Raw genomic sequence first — 18698 nt, forward strand, 5'->3', positions numbered from 1 at the left:
GCCATGCGCTTGCTACCTCAACCGGCGACCGAAGACATCCAGCTCACCGAGGTACTGCACGCGCTCGCCGACCCCGCGCGGCTCGACGTCATCACCCAGCTGGCCGCCGAGGCGGAGCTGACGTGCAGCGGCGTCGGCGAGTCGATCGGACTGCACAAGTCGACGATGTCCCACCACTACCGGGTCCTGCGCGAGTCGGGAGTCGTCTCCACCCGGCAGGAGGGCAGGAAGAAGTTCATGACGCTGCGTAAGGCCGACCTCGACCAGCGCTTTCCCGGCCTGCTCGACTCGGTGCTCGGCGCGGTGCGCTGATGCTGCCGGTCCACGCCGCGCTGCCCGCCCTGCTGCGGGCGCTCGACGACGACGGCCGCGCCGTACTGACCGCGCCGCCCGGCACGGGCAAGACCACGGTCGTGCCGCTCGCGCTCGCGGAGACGGGCCTGCGGGTGCTGGTCGCCGAGCCGCGCAGGCTCGCCGTGCGGGCCGCGGCGCGCCGGATGGACGTCGCCTACACCATCCGCGGCGAGCACCGCGAGGGCCGCCGCCCCGGCGTCGAGGTGGTCACCACCGGTGTGCTGCTGCAGCGGCTCCAACGCGACCAGGAACTGCCGGGCGTCGACGTCGTCATGATCGACGAGTGCCACGAACGGCACCTCGACGCCGACACCGCCCTCGCCTTCCTGCTCGACGTCCGCGAGACGCTCCGACCCGACCTGCGCCTGCTCGCCGCCTCCGCCACCGCCGACACCACGCCATGGTCGCGGCTGCTCGGCGACGCTCCCGTGATCTCCGCCTCCGGCGTCGCCCACCCCCTCGAGATCGTCTGGGCGCCGCCGCCGCGGCCCGTCGCGCCACCACACGGCCTGCGCGTCGACCCCGCACTGCTGGCCCACGTGGCCCACGTCGTACGGCGGGCGCTGGCCGAGCGGGAAGGAGACGTGCTGTGCTTCCTGCCCGGCGTCGGTGAGATCTCCCGGGTGGCCGGGATGCTCGACACGTCCTTCGACGTCCTCCAGGTGCACGGCCAGGCGCCCGCCCACGTCCAGGACGCGGTCCTCAGACCAGCCTCGACCAGGCGCGTCGTGCTGGCCACGTCCGTCGCCGAGTCCAGCCTGACCGTGCCGGGCGTGCGGGTGGTCGTGGACTCCGGGCTGGCCAGGGAACCGCGGACCGACCACGCCCGAGGACTCGGCTCGCTGACCACCGTCCACGTCTCCCGCGCCTCCGCCGACCAGCGGGCAGGACGCGCCGGACGCGAAGGGCCTGGCACCGTCTACCGGTGCTGGACCGAGGCCACCCACGCACGGCTAGCGCCGCAGGCGCCGCCGGAGATCCTCCTGGCCGACCTGACAGGGTTCGCGTTGCAGGCGGCGTGCTGGGGTTCACCCGACGCCTCCGACCTCGCCCTGCTCGATCGCCCACCGGCCGCCGCGATGGCCGCCGCGACCCGCACTCTCCGCAGCCTCGGCGCCGTCGAACCACTCGACGAGGATGCCGGCGCGTGGCCGCCCTCAGACGACGTCCTCGACGACGGGCGCGGGGGTGACCGGCCGCCTTCGGATGACATCGTCGACGACGGGCGCGGGGGTGACCGGCCGCCGCAGAACGGCCACCCGGCCGCCGGCCCGTCCGACGCCGCCCGTCTCGAGGCCGCCCCTCGAGAGAACGGCGGCATCGAAAAGGACCCCCTGGGCAGCGGCAGCGCCTCGGACAGCGGAATCCCCCCGGACAGCGGCATCGCCCCGGACAGCGGCATCGAAGACGGCGGCATTCCCTCGGACAGCGGCGTCGAAGACGGCGGAGGCGGAGGCGGCCCGTCGCGTGATCGGGTTCAGCGGCGTGACCGGATTCAGCGGAACGGGAGGCCGGGAGAAACCCCGGCGAGCGAACTGCCCGAGAGCGAACTGCCAGCGGGTGAGCGCCCAGCAGGCGGGACTCCGGGAGGGACGAGGCCAGCAGGCGGCACTCCGGCAGACGGCACTCCGGAAGGGACGAGGCCGACAGGCGGGACTCCGGCAGGGACAAGGCCGGCAGGCGGAAGCCCGGCGGGTGGGGTGGTGCGGCGGGTTCGGGTGACCGACAGAGGGCGGCGGATGGCCGCGGCGGGGGTGCACCCGCGCCTGGCCAGGGCCCTCCTCGACGCGGGCCCGCGCGCCGCCGAGGTGGTGGCGCTCCTGTCCGACCAACTCCCCCGGGACGCCGGTGACGACCTCGTCGACGTCTGGAGGAAGGCCGCCCGCGACCGCGACCCCCGATGGGCCCGCGAGGTCAAACGCCTCACCAACGCCAGGATCCAGGGCCCCGACGACGAGGCGGCGGGCCTGGCGGTCGCCATGGCCTTCCCCGAGCGGGTGGCCCGCAGGAGCGGCGGCGGCTACCTCATGGCCTCGGGCACCAGGGCCCAACTCCCGGAAGGTTCAAGGCTCGGCACCGCCGAATGGCTGGCCATCGCCGTCGCCGACCGTCCCACCGGCGCCGCCTCCGCCAGGATCAGACAGGCCGTCGTGATCGACGAGAGCATCGCCAGGCGGGTCGTGCCGGTGACCGTACAGGAGGAGGTGGGCTGGCGCCGCGGCGACGTCTCCGCCCGCGTCGTGGAACGGCTCGGCGCCATCGAGTTGTCCGTCAGCCCGCTGAAGGACGCCGACGTCCGACCGGCCCTCCTGCACGGCCTGCGCACGGAGAACGTCCTCACCTGGACCAGGGAAGCGGTCGCCGTCAGGGACAGGATGGCGTTCTGCCATCGCGCCATCGGCGACCCGTGGCCGTCGATGGACGACCTGATCGACCTCGCCGACCAGTGGCTCGAACCCGAGCTCTCCCGCGCGCGCCGCCGCGCCGACCTCGAACGGCTCGACGTGGCCGCCGCGCTCAAACGGCTGGTCCCGTGGAGCCGCCGCCTGGACGACGACGCGCCCTCGCACATCGAGGTACCCAGCGGCTCCAGGATCCGCGTCGACTACTCGGGCGAGCAGCCGGTGCTGGCCGTCAAACTGCAGGAACTGTTCGGGTGGCAGGAGGCGCCGCGCGTGTCCGGCGTCCCGCTGCTGATCCACCTGCTGTCTCCGGCGGGACGGCCCGCCGCCGTCACCTCCGACCTGGCCTCCTTCTGGCGGGACGGCTACCGCGCCGTCCGCGCCGAACTGCGCGGCCGCTATCCCAAGCACCCGTGGCCGGAGGACCCGCTCACCGCGACCCCCACCCGCCGCGCCAAACCCCGCTGACCCCAACACCGGGAACGGCGCGTTAGCTGGGCCGATCATCACGCCCCGAAACAACCGCGCGCTGGGTCCGGACGGGACCGTGGTCGGACGGAGCCACCCGACAACCCGCCGGTCGGCCCAGGTCACCCGACAACCGCCCGGTCGACCCGGAGCCACCCGACAACCCACCGATCGACCCAGGATCACCCGACAACCGGCCGATCGACCGCAGACAGGCAGCGACCCGTCGGTTCTGGCAGGTGCAGGTTGGGGGCGACGTTACGGCGGCGGCCGGAGTCCTGCTGGAGCACGCGTGGTGGACGGGCGGTCACCGGTGACCGCGGTGGGCTTGGCCGGGCTTGCCGTACGGACTGGAAGGGATGGACGGACTGGAAGGGATGGACGGGCTGGAAGGGATGGACGGGCTGGAAGGGATGGACGGGCTGGAAGGGATGGACGGGCTGGAAGGGATGGACGGGTTGAAAGGGATGGACGGGTTGGGCGTGGCGGAGATGGAAGGAGCAGACGGGGCAGGAGGGGTCGGAGCCGGCGGGGTGGAGGGGACGGAATGGGTGGTGAGGTGGGCGGCGAGCAGCAGCAGGTAGGGCTCGCCGCCGGGCGGGGCGACCAGCTGGAGGCCGATGGGCAGTCCGCTGGAATGGCTGCCGTAAGGCAGCGACAGGGCGGGCCAGCCCGCCAGGTTCCACGGGGCGGTGGCGGGGCCGCTGCGGACGTTGACCAGGACGTTGCGCAGCAGCCCGCGCGAGCCCCAGCGGTCCGCGGGCGGCGGGAGCGTGGCCAGGGTCGGGGTGAGTAGCACGTCGGCGTTGCCGAACCACTGGTCGGCGCCGTAGTCGCGCCAGCGTTCGCGGACCCTGCGGCCGTCTAGGCCGAACCTGCCCAGCACGCGGCCCGCGCGGGCCAGGGCGCGGGTGCGGCGCTCCATGAGCCCCCTGTCCAGGTGGGCGGCCTCGTCGGCCGCGCACGCCAGCCACGTCGCGACGGCCGACGGCCCGAGTTCGGCGGGCAGCCGCTCCGGGTGTTCGACGACGGTGTGACCGGCTTCGCGCAGCCGTTCGGCGGCGGCGACGGTCGCCTGGGCGAACTCCGCGTCCATGCCGAACCCCGGCGGCAACGGCTGCGGCGCGTAGGCGACGCGCAGGCCGGGCCGTACCGGCGCGAGGGCGCGGGGCGGTCTGAGCAGCCAGTCGTCGTCCTCGGAGTCCTCATCGTCGTCCTCGGGTAACGCGGGCGGCCATTCCCTCCATGCGGTGGCGAGGCCCGGCTCGCCCGCCAGCACCGACAGCGCGAGCGCCAGGTCGGCGGCCGAGCGTGCCAGCGGCCCGTTCTCCGACATTCCCCGCCAGTCACGCGTGGGCGGCGGCACCACACCGGGGCCGGGCTTGAGCGTGAACACCCCGCAGCCGGCGGCCGGGATCCTGAGCGAGCCGAGCCCGTCGTTCCCGAGCGAGACGGGCACCATGCCCGCGGCCACCGCCGCCGCGCTCCCGCTCGACGAACCGCCTGCCGTGCGCGCGGGGTCGTGCGGGTTCCTGACCGTCCCGAACGCGCTGTCACCCACCCCGACCAGGCACAGCTCGGGCACGTTCGTCAGCCCGACCACGACCGCGCCGGCCGCCCGCAGCCGCGCCACCGCCGGGTGGTCCCCCTGCGCGAGCGCCGCCGACGTCGCCCTCGACCCGTTGCGCGAGCACTCGCCCTCGACCGCCAGGTTGTCCTTCACCGCGACGGGCACGCCCGCCAGCGGCAGCGCGTCCAGATCCGCCCTCTTCTGTACGGCGCGCGCCTCGTCGACCGCCTGCTCCCTGACGATCCTGAACGCGCCGACCTCGACATCCCGTTCGGCGATCGCGCGGAGATGCTCCTCGACGACCGCGATGGCCGATGCCTCCCCCTGGCGTACGGCCGCCGCGATCTCGATCGCGGACCTGCCTGCCCACACCATGAACCGATTCTGTCCTCAGCGGAAGGCGTCCACCAGAGGCGGCGTCCGGCTACTATCCGTCACGGTCCCGATGGGGGCTCACGGGGGACGGCGGAGCCGCAGGGCCGGCGGGGTCACGACCGGGGCTCCCTGCCCGCCTGCCTCAGCGCCAGGCGCAGCGCGTACTCGATCTGCGCGTTGACGCTCCGCAGGTCGTCCGCGGCCCACTTGGCGATCGCCTCGTGGACCGCTGGATCGAGCCGGAGCAGGAGCTTCTTCCGCTCGGACGCTCGTGCGCCCCGCGTCGTCGGACCCTGCTCGTCGTCCGTGTCAGGCATACAGGCTGCCGGTGTTCACCACCGGCTGGGTCGCCCGGTCGCCGCAGAGCACGACCAGGAGGTTGGACACCATCTGCGCCTTGCGCTCCTCGTCCAGGTCGACCACGCCCTCGGCGGCCAGCCGGTCGAGCGCGAGCTGGACCATCCCGACCGCGCCCTCGACGATGCGCGTGCGCGCCGCGACGACCTGGGCGGCCTGCTGCCGTACGAGCATGGCCTGCGCGATCTCGGGGGCGTAGGCGAGGTGGGTGATGCGGGCCTCCAGCACTTCGACGCCCGCCAGCTCCGTCCGGTCCCGCAGCTCCGTCGTCAGCTCGGTGGCCACCTCCGCGCCCTCACGCAGGCTGGTCCGGTCGGGCTCGTGCGAGTCGTACGGGTGCGTGGTGGCCAGGTGCCGCACCGCGGCCTCCGACTGGATCGCGACGTACTCCTCGTAGTCGTCGACGGAGAACGTCGCCCTCGCCGTCTCCACGACCTTGTAGACGACCACCGCGGCGATCTCCACCGGGTTGCCGTCGGCGTCGTTGACCTTGAGCTTGGCCGTCTCGAAGTTGCGCACCCTGAGTGTGATCTTACGCTTGCTGGTGAACGGCAGGACCCACTGGAACCCCGCGTCGGCGATCGAGCCCACGTAGCGTCCGAGGAACTGGACGACCTTGGCCTCGTTGGGGTTGATCACGGTGAAGCCGGTCAGGACGACGACCGCCACCACGGACCACGCGATCGCGAGGACGGCCGTCATGGCCTCGCCCCTTCCCAGGCCGACGACGGCGGCCAGGGCGCCCAGCACGATCAGCACGGCGAGGACGAGGAAACCGTTCAGCCGGAAAGCTCTTCTCTCCATCCACATCCTCCTGGTATCGAAGTGATATCACCACGATAGCTCACCCGGCAGCGCGGCGCGCACCCCCAAGCAGCCCGCGGCGGTCGTCTGGCCTCGACCCGGGCCTCTTCCTCGAGCGATCGCTGAATGTCGGTGGTCTCTGCTGGGATGAGCGCGACATGACCGATGTGCAGGAGTGCCCCGTGAACCATGACGTCTGGAAGCCGTTCTTGAAGCGCTGGAGTGAGGAGTGGCTCGCGGTCCACGACGTGGAGCCACGCTCGGCGTTCGAGGAGCCGGTCATCGACGGTTGGCTGGGCTTCCCGCCTGCCTCCGCCGCGCAGGTGGCCGCGGCCGAGGCGCGGCTGGGCCGCAGGCTGCCGCCGTCGTTGCGTGAGTTCCTCCTGGTGACCGATGGCTGGCGGGACGCCGGCTCGTTCGTCAACCGGCTCCGCGGCGCAGACGAGCTCGGGTGGCTGCGTGACCTGGACCCGATGTGGGCCGAGATCTTCGAGGACGTCTACGGAGAGGAGGACGAAAGCGGCGAGCTTGCCATGCTGCGGCGGGCCTTGCTGATCTCGCTGGAGGCGGACGCGGGCATCCTGTTCCTCGACCCGGAAGACGTGGATGAGCACGGAGAATGGGCCGCCTACGAGCTGTTCTCATGGAGGGCCACGGGCCCGGAACGGCACGTCTCCTTCTACGAGCTGATGTACGACCTTCATGCCGGCTTCCACGCGCTGGACCGCCCGCAGTGTCAGACCCAGCGTGAGTGGGACGCGAGAATCGAGCAAGCCCGCCGGTCGAGCCTGGCGGGTGAGGTCGACGGGCCGCTAGCGGTGCTGGAGGAGGCCGCGCGATTCGGCCGCGACCGCGCCGAGGTCCTGCTGTTCCAGATGGCGGTCATGCTGGGCTCCACCGACGCAGGTGAACGGATCGAGTCGGCATTGAGGCGTGGCGACGCTCCTAGCCGGCACCTCGACGCTCCCCTCCTCTTGGCCGAGGTCCTGCCTGTCCTCTTCGCCGAGCACGAGCGCATCGACGATGGGTGCCGTTCCCGTTCCACTCTCGCCAGGTTGGCGGAGCACGGGCCCGAACCTGTCCAGCGACTGATCGCCGACTACCGGCGGCAGGCGAGCGCGCTGGGCTTCCAGGTTCGGTTCGGCGGCACGGAGTTCGACGCCGCGGTGCGCGCCGCGACCGCCGACCCCGTCCGGGACGATGCCTGGCCGCGCCTACGAGACGCCCTCTCGATGTGGCGTCCGCGAAGCGACGACCATCTCGCCCCCATCGCCCTGCTGGCCGACCCCCAGGTAGCTCGGCTGATCACGCCGGAGCGAGGGCGAGAGATCCTCGCCATGCGACGCGGGTGACGGCTCTGATCAGGCACGCCGGCTCCTCAGGATCCCGCACGATCGAAGATCCCCGAAGAGGGTGGCCGGGGTCAGAGGCCCATGGGGATCGGTTCGGCGGGGAGGCCGTCCGTCAGGAGCGACCGGAGCCTGTCGGCGAGGGCGCGCGGCGAGAAGACCTCTTCACCGCCGTGGGCCGCGATGTCGGCGACCGTCCACCACCGGAAGCGGGTGATGTTCTCTGCGGCCAGTTGCCGGTCCGTCCACGACCCGCGGGGCGCGAAGCGCGGCGTCCGGATCAGGAAGTAATCATTGATCACGCCGTCATGCCCGTCCGCGTAGTCCGGGCCCCGTACCTCCTGATGCCACACGTGGAGGGGATCGTCGCGCAGAGCGAGACCGACTTCCTCGTCCAGTTCGCGCCGAAGAGCCGTGAGATCGGACTCACCGGGTTCCACCCCGCCGCCCGGCATCGCCCACACGACGGGCCCGCCCCTGGACGTCAGATCGTGGCAGCAAAGGAGTACGTGGTCATCCTCATCGACCAGGATGGCCCTGACCGACCGGCGCAGCTCTAATCTCGGCACGCCGAAACCCTACCGAAGCGGCGTCGACAGGTGAGGCGAAGCGAAGGCCCGAACCTGTGGAAAACCACAGGTCTATCCGGGTATGCGCATCATTACGGCGGCCAGGCGACGGAACCTAACGTTCCTGCCCATGACGGGAAAGTTCTTCGACGTCCCACGCCGCGTGCTGGCGGGGATGTCAGCCCTGCTCGCGCTGGCCGGAGTGATCATATTGACCGCGATGACGGACAGCACGGCGCAGCCGCGCCCCGCCTCCGCGCCGGGCGGGGAGTTCAGCGCCGAACGGGCGCTCGCCCACCTCGAGAGCTTCGCCGCCGTGCCGCGCCCCCTCGGCAGTCCCGCAGGCGACCGGGCCAGGGACTACCTGGCTGGGCAACTGCGCGCGGCGGGACTCGAGGTCGGGATCCAGCGTTCCGTCGGGGCGTGGTCGTCGACGGGCCTGGCGACGTTCGGCCAGGTGGACAACATCGTGGCCACCCTGCCCGGCACGGACTCGACGGGCACCGTGCTGATCGCCGCGCACTACGACTCCGCGGCCATGGGACCGGGCGCCTCGGACGACGGCGCGGCGGTCGCGGCGATGGTGGAGACCGTGCGGGCGCTGCGGGCGGGCGGCGGGCTGCGTAACGACGTGGTCCTGCTGATGTCGGACGGCGAGGAGGACGGCGTGCTGGGCGCCGAGGCGTTCGTCCGGGAGCACCCGCTGGGCCGCAAGGGCGGCGTGCTGCTGAACTGGGAGGCCCGCGGGGTCGGCGGCCCCTCGCTGATGTTCCAGACCTCGAGGAACAACGCGGGGCTGGTAGAAGCGTTCGTGAACGGCGTGCCGCGTCCGCGCGGCGACTCCTCGATGGGCGAGCTGTACCGGCTGCTGCCGAACAACACCGACTTCACCCCGCTGACCAAGGCCGGGTTCACCGGCTTGAACTTCGCCTACATCGAGGGCTCCTCGCACTACCACACCGCCGGCGACTCCATCGCGAACCTCGACCGCGGCAGCCTGCAGCACCACGGCGAGAACATGCTGGCGCTCACCCGAGCCCTGGGCGACGCCGATCTGCCCGCGCTGGCCTCCGACCACGACGTCACCTACTTCAGGGTCTTCGGGACCATGGTCACCTACCCTGGCGGGCTCGTCTGGCCGCTGGCTGTGCTCGCCGTACTCGCGGTGGCGGGGCTGGCGCTGCTCGCGCGCCGGATGCGGCTGGCCGGCGTTCCCCGCCTGCTCGCCGCAGCCGTCTCGGCCGTCGTGCCGCTCGTGGTGTCGGTGGTCCTGGCGCAGGCGCTGTGGGAGCTGCTGGTGGCCTGGCGGCCCGAGTACGACGGGATGGGCGGGCTGCTGCACCGCCCGCAGGGGTTCCAGGCGGCCATCGTGGCCCTGTCAGGTCTGGCGCTGCTGAGCTGGTACCTGCCGCTGCGGCGCAGGCTCGGGCCCGCGGCGCTGGCCGTCGGCGCGCTGGTATGGCCGGCCGGGCTCGGCGTGCTGTGCGCCCAGGCCGCGCCTGGGGCGTCCTACATGTTCGCGCTGCCCGCGCTGTCCTGCGCGCTCGGCGGGCTGGCCGCTCTCCTGCTTCCCGGGCCCGTGTGGGGGCGGGTCGCCGCGACGACGCTGGGCACGGCGACGGCCGCGATGCTGCTGCCCGCCCTGGCGGGGAACGCCTTCGACGGGATGGGGCTCGCGCTCGGCGGCGCGCCGGGGTTCGTGCTGGCGCTGTTCGGGCTGACGGCGCTGCCGGTCGTGGAGCTGTTCCTGCCCGGACCCGACCGCGGGCCGGGCCGCGGCATCATGGCCACCGTGCCCCTGGCGGCCGCGGGACTCGCGGTGGTGCTGACCGGCGCGGGACTGGTGACGGACCGGTTCGACGCCGAGCATCCGCGGCGCACCCATCTGGCGTACGTCATGGACGCCGACACCCGCGACGCGCGGTGGGTCAGCGCCGACACCGATCCCGGCGAGTGGACCAGGCGGTACGTGTCCGGACGCGACGTCACGGCGCTGCCCGAGGGATACGCGCGGGGCACGCTGTGGACCGGCGCCGCACCGGCGGTCCAGGCCGACGGCCCCAGAGTCTCCGTGCTCGCACGCCGCGGGGACACGTTCAGGCTGCGCGTGACCGCCGGGCGGGGCGCGCGCTCGGTCACGCTGCGACTCGATCAGCCGATCACGGAGGTGACGGCGTCGGCCGCCGAGATGGACGCGGTGACCGTCCCCGTCTCGGGCACGCGGGTCAACACCTGGCCGGCCGAGATCCGCTTCCGCGGCATTCCCGCCAAGGGCGCGCTGATCACGGTACGGGTGCCGGGCGCGGGCCGGGTCCGCCTCACCGCGATCGCCGAGACGGACGGCCTGGCCGCGGTGCCCGGCTTCACCCCCCGGCCGCCGGGCCTGGTGGCGGCCACCCGCGAAGACGGCGACCTCATCGCGATCACCCGCACCTTCACCCTGTGACCCCGGCCGCCCTGCGATCTTCCCCGGCCTCACCTGCCGCAATTCAGGCATGTTCGTTGTCACAGTGACCTACACGGCACCGCTGAAAGACGTGGATCAGTGGCGGCTCGGCCCACGGCGACTGGCTGAACGAGCTCATCTCACGACGGCTGTTTCTCGTGGCCGGGCACCAGGTGCCCTTGACCGGCGGCGTCTGCCGCCACCCGGCCCAAGGCCGTGCGTCGGGTGGCGGCGGGCGTGCCGTCCCTTAGACGCCCGCCGGATGCCAGACCGTCTTGGTCTCCAGGAAGGCCGTCATCCGGCCGATTCCCGGGTCCGCGCCCCAGTCGCCCTCAGCGGGCCTGAGCACGCGCTTGAGGTTCTCGGCCGCCTCCTGCTCGCAGCGTAGCGCCAGGTCCGTGTCCGTCACCCCGGTCAGGTCGAGCCCGTTGACGTCCATGTGGGCCGCCAGCCACGGCGCGATCTCGGCCTGGTGCCCCGTGAGGACGTTGACCACCCCGCCGGGCAGGTCGGAGGTGGCCAGCACCTCGGCCAGCGTGATAGAGGCCAGCGGTGACCGTTCCGACGCCACGACCACGCACGTGTTGCCCGTGACGATGACCGGTGCGACGACGGAGACGAGCCCGAGCAGCGGGTCAGCGGGCGCGATCACCGCGACCACTCCGGTCGGCTCGGGCGAGGACAGGTTGAAGTACGGCCCTGCCACGGGGTTGGCCGACCCCCGCACCGAGGCGATCTTGTCGGACCAGCCCGCGTACCAGACGAGCCGGTCGATGGCCGCGTCCACCTGCTCGAGCGCCGCCTTCTTCCCGCCGCCGATCTCCTCGGCGAACTGGGCGCGGCGGCCTTCCAGCATCTCGGCGACGCGGTAGAGGATCTGCCCCCTGTTGTACGGCGTGGCCGACGACCATCCGGGGAACGCCTTGCGCGCGGCCGTCACGGCGTCGCGCGCGTCCTTGCGCGAGGCCCTGGACGCGTTGGCCAGGAAGTCGCCCTTCGGGGACGTCACGACGTACGACCTTCCGCTCTCGGAGCGCGGGAACGCCCCGCCGATGAACAGCTTGTAGGTCTTGCGAACAGTCAGCCTGCTCATCGCTTCTCCTCCGCCGGCCGTACGGGAACGAAGATCTGACCGCAGCGGCTGACTCCGCAGCGGTGGGCGAACCAGCCGGTCCGCACGGGGCGGCCCGCGCGGGCGTAGGCGTGGCCGCGGGTGGCGTGGGCGCGCCTGGCCCGCCTGCGCCGCAGGCGATGATCACACATCAAGGTAGGCCTCCAGACCCGCGAGACCGCCTTCACGGCCGTACCCCGACTCCTTGTAGCCGCCGAAGGGCGAGGTCGGGTCGAACTTGTTGAAGGTGTTGGCCCAGACGACGCCGGCCCGCAGCCGGTCGGCCATCCACAGGATGCGCGACCCCTTCTCCGTCCACACGCCGGCGGACAGGCCGTAGGGCGTGTTGTTGGCCTTCTCGACGGCTTCGGCCGGGGTGCGGAACGTCAGCACCGACAGCACGGGGCCGAAGATCTCCTCGCGGGCCACGCGGTGCGACTGCGCCACCCCCGTGAAGATCGTCGGGGGGAACCAGAAGCCCTTGTCGGGCAGCGGGCAGACGGGCGACCAGCGTTCGGCGCCCTCCGCCTCCCCCGCCTGCGACAGTTCCTTGATCTTGGCGAGCTGCTCGGCGGAGTTGATCGCCCCGATGTCGGTGTTCTTGTCCAGCGGGTCGCCGAGGCGGAGCGTGGACAGCCGGCGCTTGAGCGAGTCGAGCAGTTCGTCCTGGACCGACTCCTGCACCAGGAGCCGCGATCCCGCGCAGCACACGTGTCCCTGGTTGAAGAAGATGCCGTTGACGATGCCTTCGACCGCCTGGTCGATCGCGGCGTCGTCGAAGACGATGTTGGCGGCCTTGCCGCCGAGCTCCAGCGTGAGCTTCTTCGACGTGCCGGCCACCGTACGGGCGATGATCCTGCCCACTTCGGTGGACCCGGTGAAGGCGACCTTGTTGACGTCGGGGTGCGCGACGACGGCGGCGCCGGTCTCGCCCGCGCCGGTGACGATGTTGACGACGCCGGGCGGCAGCTCGGCCTGCTGGCAGATCTCGGCGAACAGCAGCGCGCTCAGCGGCGTGGTCTCGGCGGGCTTGAGCACCACCGTGTTGCCGCACGCCAGGGCGGGGGCGATCTTCCAGGCCAGCATCAGCAGCGGGAAGTTCCACGGGATGACCTGGCCCGCCACGCCCAGCGGCCGGTCGCCGAAGCCGGCGTAGGCGAGCTTGTCGGCCCAGCCCGCGTAGTAGAAGAAGTGCGCGGCGACGAGCGGCACGTCGACGTCCCGCGACTCGCGGATCGGCTTGCCGTTGTCCAGCGACTCCAGGACGGCCAGTTCCCGCGCCCGCTCCTGGATGATCCTGGCGATCCTGAAGAGGTACTTGGCGCGCTCGGAGCCGGGCAGTGACGACCAGACGCCGAACGCCTTGCGGGCCGCCTGCACCGCCCGGTCCACGTCGTCGGAGGAGGCCGAGGCGATCTCGGCCAGCGTCTCCTCGGTGGCCGGGTTGACCGTCTTGAACGCGGGCCCTGTGCCGTCCACGAACTCGCCGTTGATGAACAGCCCGTACGACGCCTTGATGTCGACGACGTCACGCGACTCGGGTGCGGGGGCGTACTCGAACACCATCGTCATCAGTCCAGGGTGAAGTAGTCGGGACCGGCGTACCGGCCTGTGGCGAGCTTCTGCCGCTGCATGAGCAGGTCGTTCAGCAGCGAGGAGGCGCCCAGCCTGAACCAGTCGGGGTTCAGCCAGTCCTCGCCGACGGTCTCGTTGACCAGCACGAGGTTCTTGATCGCGTCCTTGGTCGTGCGGATCCCGCCCGCGGGCTTCACACCGACCTGGCGGCCGGTCTGTGCCCGGAAGTCGCGCACGGCCTCGAGCATGACCAGCGTCACCGGCAGCGTGGCCGCGGGGGCGACCTTGCCGGTGGAGGTCTTGATGAAGTCGGCTCCGGCGATCATCGCCAGCCACGAGGCGCGCCGTACGTTGTCGTAGGTCGCCAGCTCGCCCGTCTCCAGGATCACCTTCAGGTGGGCGTCGCCACAGGCGGCCTTCACCGCGACGATCTCCTCGAACACCTTCACGTAGTCGCCGGACAGGAACGCGCCCCTGTCGATCACCATGTCGATCTCGTCGGCGCCGGCGGCGACGGCCAGCGCGGTGTCGCTCACCTTCACCTCGAGCGAGGAGCGGCCGCTGGGGAACGCGGTGGCCACCGAGGCGACCTTCACCCCCGAGCCGCGCAGCGCCTCGACCGCCACCGGCACCAGGTCGGGATAGACGCAGACCGCGGCCACCTTCGGCGCTCCCGCGGCGGTGTACATCGCCTTGGTGCACATCGCCTTGACCTTGCCGGCGGTGTCGGCGCCCTCCAGGGTGGTCAGATCGACCATGGAGATGGCCAGGTCGATGGCCTCCGCCTTGGCGGTCGTCTTGATGGAGCGGGTGGACAGCATCGCCGCCCGCTGGTCCGCGCCCACCCGGTCGACACCGGGCAGGCCGTGCAGGAAGGCTCGCAGAGTGGCATCGGAGGAGGCCACGTCCACGAGCGAGGTAGTCACAGTTGACACCATCACAGCATCGCCGACCGGGACGGGTAGTTCCAAACCGGACCTGCCGGAATGTTCATTGATAGGTCAGCACCAATTGCCGTACCCCCGTGGGGGCTCCGATCTCCACCGTCGCCCACATCCGCGTGGTGCCCGGCACGTTGGTCAACCCTCTGATCTCCGTGCGCGGCGCGCCGGGCGAACGCAAAGGGATCTCCGACCACGCGCCGTCGACGAAGCGGACAAGCGCCCCCGACTGCCGTGGCCGTGCCGCGCCTAGCCACAGTCCGCTCCCTCCGTCGGTGGCCACGTATGTATAGGTGGTCGAGAGCGCGCGGTGGTCGAGCCGCTGCCATGACGTGCCGTCCCAGCGCAGGACGACCGCCTCGAGCGGCAGGCCGCCCACCGTGATCGCCCCGACCGCGTACCCCAGCCCCTCGTACGGCATGGCGATGTCGTTGAGCTCCAGGTAGCCGCCCATGGGCAGTTCCATCGCAGGAAGCGGCGTGCGCGTCCACTGCCTGCCGTTCCACCGCAGGATGGAGGCGACGCGCTCGCCGTCGTAGCCGAGCTTGTCCTCGCCGGGGCTGCTCAGCGCCCACACCTCCCGCGCGGACACGGCGGCGAAGTCGCTGATCGGGTACGGCGCGGCCACCGTCTGCCATGCCGTACCGGACCAGTGCCAGAGCTCGTCCGTCATGCCGCGCGGCCCGAACCTGAGCCCCGCCGCCCAGCAGTCGCCGGCGCCCGTGGACGCCGCGGCCGTCACATGCGCGGACTCCACGGCGATCGGCAGGCTGCTCCACTGTCCCTCCACGAACCGGTAGACCTCGATCTGGTCGGGATTGTCGGCGAACCTCCAGCTCACCCCAGGTCCTGGGGAGGTGACCAGGTACGGCATGGCCTGATCGGCCTCGTCCTGCCATGTCACGCCGTTCCACCGCATGAGCGGCAGTCCCGGGCGGATGACCCACGCGTCGTCCGGGCCGGTGGCGCCCACCTCGCCCACACCACCCCAGACGCTTGCCTCAGCCGTGGCCGAGACGCGCCATTCGCGGTCCTGAGCTGCGACGGGGACGCCCGCGACGAGCAGCGCGCCTACCGTCGCGGCGATCATCCATAGCTTCACGCCGCACCATCGTGGCCTGTCTAAGGCGGCACTCAGGCGTGTCCTAGGTAGTCCTAAGCCGAAGGTTCGGCAGAGATAAGGCATCCGACCGATGCCGCGGGGTGGGCCTTAGGGCGAATCTTAAACATGTCAGCAAAGAGCAGGAGAAAGCAGCTATGAACCCCGAACTTGAGTACCAGCTCATCCAGTCCCACACGCAGGAGCTCCGCCAGGCGGCCGCCGCCCACCGTCGAGTACGGGAGGCCCAGAAGTCCGGCGAGACCGAGCGTCGCCACCGCTCGGTCTTCGGCAAGCTCCGCAAGGCATGACCACCGCAAGAGAGCCCGGCCGCATCCTCCCTCGCGGCCGGGCCTCACAACCCCCCTAATCACCAAGGGTCATATGACATGCTTGAGGACGTGTTGGGGCGTTCCGTAAGTCCAGTCTTCGTCGGACGGGAAGCAGAGCTGTCGGTCCTGACCGAGTCCTTCGACGAGGCCCGCAAGGGCGCGGCGACCGCCGTGCTGCTGGGTGGAGAAGCAGGAGTCGGCAAGACCAGGCTGGTGCAGAGTTTCGCCGAGTGTGCCGCGAACGACGGCGCGCACGTGCTGTTCGGTGGTTGCGTCGAGCTGTCCACCGACGGTTTGGCGTACGCCCCTTTCACCGCCGCGCTGCGCCAGCTCGTCCGCGAGATGGGCACAGCCAGGATCGGCGCGCTGCTGCCTGACGGCGCGGAGCGCGACCTGGCCAGGCTGCTGCCCGAATTCGGGGAGCCGAGCGCCGACGGCGAGACCGACACCGGCAGGGCCAGGCTCTTCGAGCAGTTCCTCACGCTGCTGGAACGGCTGGCCGAGTCGCGGCCCGTCGTCCTGCTCGTCGAGGACATCCACTGGGCCGACAGGTCCAGCCGCGACCTGATCGCCTTCCTGAGCCGTAACCTGCGCGAGTCGCAGCTGCTCATGGTCCTGACCTACCGCTCGGACGACCTGCACCGCCAGCATCCCCTCCGGCCCGTCCTGGCCGAGCTGGGCAGGGTGGCGGGCGTGATGCGGCTCGACCTGCCGCGCCTGTCGCGCGACGAGGTGGCCGCGCAGATGGCCGGCATCCTCGGCGCCACCCCGCAGTACTCCCGCATCGAGACCGTCTACCAGCGCAGCCAGGGCATCCCGCTGTTCGTCGAGGCCCTGATGGAGTGCGACGACGGCGCGGGCGAGGTGCCCGACTCCCTCACCGACCTCATCCTCGGCTCGGTCGAACGCCTCCCCGAGGACACCCAGCGGGTCCTGCGCATCGCCGCCGCGGGCGGCATCCGCGTCGGCCACGCTCTTCTCTCGGCGGTCAGCGGGCTGTCCGACATCGACCTGGAGACGGCGCTGCGCCCCGCCATCGCGGGCAACGTGCTGCAGATCGCCGACAACCGGGCCTACGTCTTCAGGCACGCGCTGATCCGAGAAGCCGTCCACGACGAACTCCTGCCAGGCGAGCACCAGCGCCTGCACGCGCGCTACGCCGAGGAGATCTCCCGCGACCGCGCTCTCGTGCCGCCCGGCAGGGCGGCCGTCGAGATCGCCCACCACTGGTACGGCGCGCGTGACGACCAGTGGGCGCTCATCTCGGCATGGGAGGCGGCGCAGAAGTCGTTCCGGGCGTTCGCCTACACCGAGGCCATCCCCCTGCTCGAACGCGTCCTCATGCTGTGGGACAAGGTGCCAGGCGCCTGCGGCGACATCGGCGTGGACCACACCGCCGTGCTCGAACGCGCCTCGGAGGCCAGCCACGCCTGCGCCGACATCGACAGGGGCGTGAAGTTCGTCAAGGCCGCGCTCGACCAGCTCGACGAGCGCGCCGAACCCGAGCGGGTGGCCGCCCTACTGGTCCGCTGGGGCAACCTCCAGCTGGCCAAGGCCAAGCCCGGCGCGATGGAGAAGTTCAAGCACGCTCTCAGCCTGGTCCCCGAGCCCGGGCCCGCCCGCGCCGACGTGCTGGTGAAGCTCAGCCGCCACCTCATGCTCACCGGCGAGCTCGCCGAGGGCACCGCGCTCGCCGAGGAGGGCCTGGCGCTGGCCAGGACACTCGGGCTCCAGGTCATCGAGGGCGACCTGATCATGAACCTGGCCCTCGGGTACTCCCTCGACGGCGAGATCGAGCGCACCTTCGAGGCGAACCTGCGTGCCATGCGCATCGGCGAGCAGGTCGGCTCGGGCCAGCTCGTCCTGCGCGCGATGGCCAACAACGTCGACGCGCTGAACGAGCTCGGCCGCTCCGCCGAAGCCATCGAGCTGGCCCGCGAGGGTGAGGTGCTGGCCAAGAAATACGGCAGGGTACGGGCCTCAGGCACGTTCATCCTCAACAACCTCGCCGAATGCCTGGAGTCGCTCGGCAGGTGGGACGAGGCCGTGCAGGTCATCGAGCACGCGCTCAGCCTCGGACCCACCATCAGCACCCGCTACCACCTCATGCGCGCCCGCGCCGACATCGCGCTGGCCAGGGGCGAGCTGGACCTGCTGGAAGGCATCCTGTCCGAGCTCGGCGTGCTCAGCGAGCGTCCTGAAGCCTTCATGCAGGACATCACCAACAGCACCCGCCTGCACATCGGATGGCACCTGCTCAAGGGCGAGCCCCACCACGCGCTCGCCGTCGCCGAACGCATGCTCAGCAGGCCCACCCAGGCGAGCAAGGCAGGGCTGGCCTGGAGGCTGCTGTCCCTCATCAGGACCGTGTGCGACGCCGCCGCCCCCGCGGTTCCCGAGCGGGCGGCCGTCGTCCACGCTCTGGCCACCGAGGTCGCCGGCTCGCTCGCCGTCATCGGGCCGGTCTCCGAGGCCTACCGGCTGACCTTCGTCGGCGACTTCGACGCGGCCTCGGCCGCCTGGGAGCGGCTCGGCAGGCCCCACTCCCACGCCAAGTCGCTGCTGCGGGCCGCCTCCGCGCTGGCCCACACCGGCGACAAGGAAGGCGCCGCCGTACGACTGCGCGCCGCCTACCCGCTGGCGACCGCGCTGCCCGCCCCGCCGCTGGTCGCCGAGATCGAGGGCCTGACCCGCCGCCTCGGCGTCGCCCTGGTGGAGGAGAGCGCCCCCTCGCCCGAGCTGCTCACCCCGCGCGAGCTGGAGGTGCTGCGGCTGGTCGCCCTCGGCCGGACCAACAGGGACATCGCCGCCGAGCTGTTCATCTCGGCCAAGACGGTGAGCGTGCACGTGTCCAACATCCTGGGCAAGCTACGCGTCTCGACGAGAGGCGAGGCCACCGCGGCCGCCCACCGGATGGCGTTGCTGACGGTCTGAGCCCCGGCGACA

14 protein-coding genes and 1 pseudogene are annotated in these 18698 nt (G+C 71.7%); 6 read left to right on the plus strand and 9 right to left on the minus strand.

Translation table 11 applies throughout. The features are described 5' to 3' along the window. Nucleotides 1-3: 3 nt before the first annotated feature. Nucleotides 4-312, plus strand: a complete 309-nt coding sequence (locus ACFSKW_RS05085; protein ID WP_379569630.1) for an ArsR/SmtB family transcription factor — start codon at nt 4-6, stop codon at nt 310-312. Next, nucleotides 312-3224 carry an ATP-dependent RNA helicase gene (locus ACFSKW_RS05090; RefSeq protein ID WP_379569632.1) on the plus strand — a complete coding sequence of 971 codons (2913 nt, stop codon included), beginning with the start codon at nt 312-314 and terminating at the stop codon, nt 3222-3224. Before ACFSKW_RS05085 ends, ACFSKW_RS05090 begins: the two co-directional genes overlap by 1 nt. Before the next feature lie 307 nt (nt 3225-3531). On the opposite strand, the gene ACFSKW_RS05095 is transcribed toward ACFSKW_RS05090, so the two are convergent. The 3 genes and pseudogenes from ACFSKW_RS05095 to ACFSKW_RS05105 form a co-directional block, all read right to left on the minus strand. Continuing rightward, on the minus strand, nt 3532-5169 hold the full coding sequence (locus ACFSKW_RS05095) for an amidase (RefSeq protein ID WP_379569634.1): 1638 nt from the start codon (nt 5167-5169) through the stop codon (nt 3532-3534). 116 nt (nt 5170-5285) lie between these two features. Beyond that, nucleotides 5286-5486, minus strand: a pseudogene (locus ACFSKW_RS05100) (type II toxin-antitoxin system antitoxin); the annotation flags it as partial. Continuing rightward, the gene (locus ACFSKW_RS05105) at nt 5479-6330 is read right to left on the minus strand and encodes an SPFH domain-containing protein (protein WP_379569636.1); all 852 of its coding nucleotides are present in this window, start codon (nt 6328-6330) and stop codon (nt 5479-5481) included. The gene ACFSKW_RS05105 and the pseudogene ACFSKW_RS05100, both read right to left, overlap by 8 nt. Before the next feature lie 182 nt (nt 6331-6512). Between ACFSKW_RS05105 and ACFSKW_RS05110 the strand changes: the two genes are divergently transcribed. Then, on the plus strand, nt 6513-7682 hold the full coding sequence (locus tag ACFSKW_RS05110) for an SMI1/KNR4 family protein (protein WP_379569637.1): 1170 nt from the start codon (nt 6513-6515) through the stop codon (nt 7680-7682). A gap of 71 nt (nt 7683-7753) precedes the next feature. Here ACFSKW_RS05110 and ACFSKW_RS05115 read toward each other — a convergent pair whose 3' ends face one another. After that, on the minus strand, nt 7754-8248 hold the full coding sequence (locus tag ACFSKW_RS05115) for an NUDIX hydrolase (protein WP_379569639.1): 495 nt from the start codon (nt 8246-8248) through the stop codon (nt 7754-7756). A gap of 130 nt (nt 8249-8378) precedes the next feature. Between ACFSKW_RS05115 and ACFSKW_RS05120 the strand changes: the two genes are divergently transcribed. Then, complete coding sequence (locus ACFSKW_RS05120) at nt 8379-10694, plus strand: M28 family peptidase (protein ID WP_379569641.1); 2316 nt, start codon at nt 8379-8381, stop codon at nt 10692-10694. Between the two features lie 247 nt (nt 10695-10941). Here the strand turns inward: ACFSKW_RS05120 and ACFSKW_RS05125 are convergent, their stop codons facing one another. The 5 genes from ACFSKW_RS05125 to ACFSKW_RS05145 form a co-directional block, all read right to left on the minus strand. After that, nucleotides 10942-11787, minus strand: a complete 846-nt coding sequence (locus ACFSKW_RS05125; RefSeq protein ID WP_379569643.1) for an aldehyde dehydrogenase family protein — start codon at nt 11785-11787, stop codon at nt 10942-10944. Beyond that, on the minus strand, nt 11784-11957 hold the full coding sequence (locus tag ACFSKW_RS05130) for a hypothetical protein (RefSeq protein ID WP_379569645.1): 174 nt from the start codon (nt 11955-11957) through the stop codon (nt 11784-11786). The genes ACFSKW_RS05125 and ACFSKW_RS05130 overlap by 4 nt, the downstream gene beginning before the upstream one ends. Continuing rightward, nucleotides 11950-13371, minus strand: coding sequence for an aldehyde dehydrogenase family protein (locus tag ACFSKW_RS05135; protein ID WP_379569739.1), 1422 nt, complete (start codon nt 13369-13371; stop codon nt 11950-11952). The genes ACFSKW_RS05130 and ACFSKW_RS05135 overlap by 8 nt, the downstream gene beginning before the upstream one ends. A 5-nt stretch (nt 13372-13376) precedes the next feature. Then, entirely contained in the window at nt 13377-14306 is a 930-nt protein-coding gene (gene deoC / locus ACFSKW_RS05140; protein ID WP_379569647.1) for a deoxyribose-phosphate aldolase, read from the minus strand. A 64-nt stretch (nt 14307-14370) separates the two neighbouring features. After that, nucleotides 14371-15423 carry a hypothetical protein gene (locus ACFSKW_RS05145; RefSeq protein WP_379569649.1) on the minus strand — a complete coding sequence of 351 codons (1053 nt, stop codon included), beginning with the start codon at nt 15421-15423 and terminating at the stop codon, nt 14371-14373. 155 nt (nt 15424-15578) lie between these two features. Between ACFSKW_RS05145 and ACFSKW_RS05150 the strand changes: the two genes are divergently transcribed. Together ACFSKW_RS05150 and ACFSKW_RS05155 are read left to right on the plus strand one after the other, a co-directional pair. Further along, nucleotides 15579-15731 (plus strand): hypothetical protein, encoded by a 153-nt coding sequence (locus tag ACFSKW_RS05150; RefSeq protein WP_379569651.1) that lies wholly within the window; start codon nt 15579-15581, stop codon nt 15729-15731. Between the two features lie 90 nt (nt 15732-15821). Further along, nucleotides 15822-18686: an ATP-binding protein gene (locus tag ACFSKW_RS05155; RefSeq protein ID WP_379569653.1), complete on the plus strand. Its 2865-nt coding sequence runs from the start codon at nt 15822-15824 to the stop codon at nt 18684-18686. The last annotated feature ends 12 nt before the right edge of the window (nt 18687-18698 follow it).

Source organism: Nonomuraea mangrovi (assembly GCF_042681425.1).
Lineage (GTDB): Bacteria > Actinomycetota > Actinomycetes > Streptosporangiales > Streptosporangiaceae > Nonomuraea > Nonomuraea mangrovi.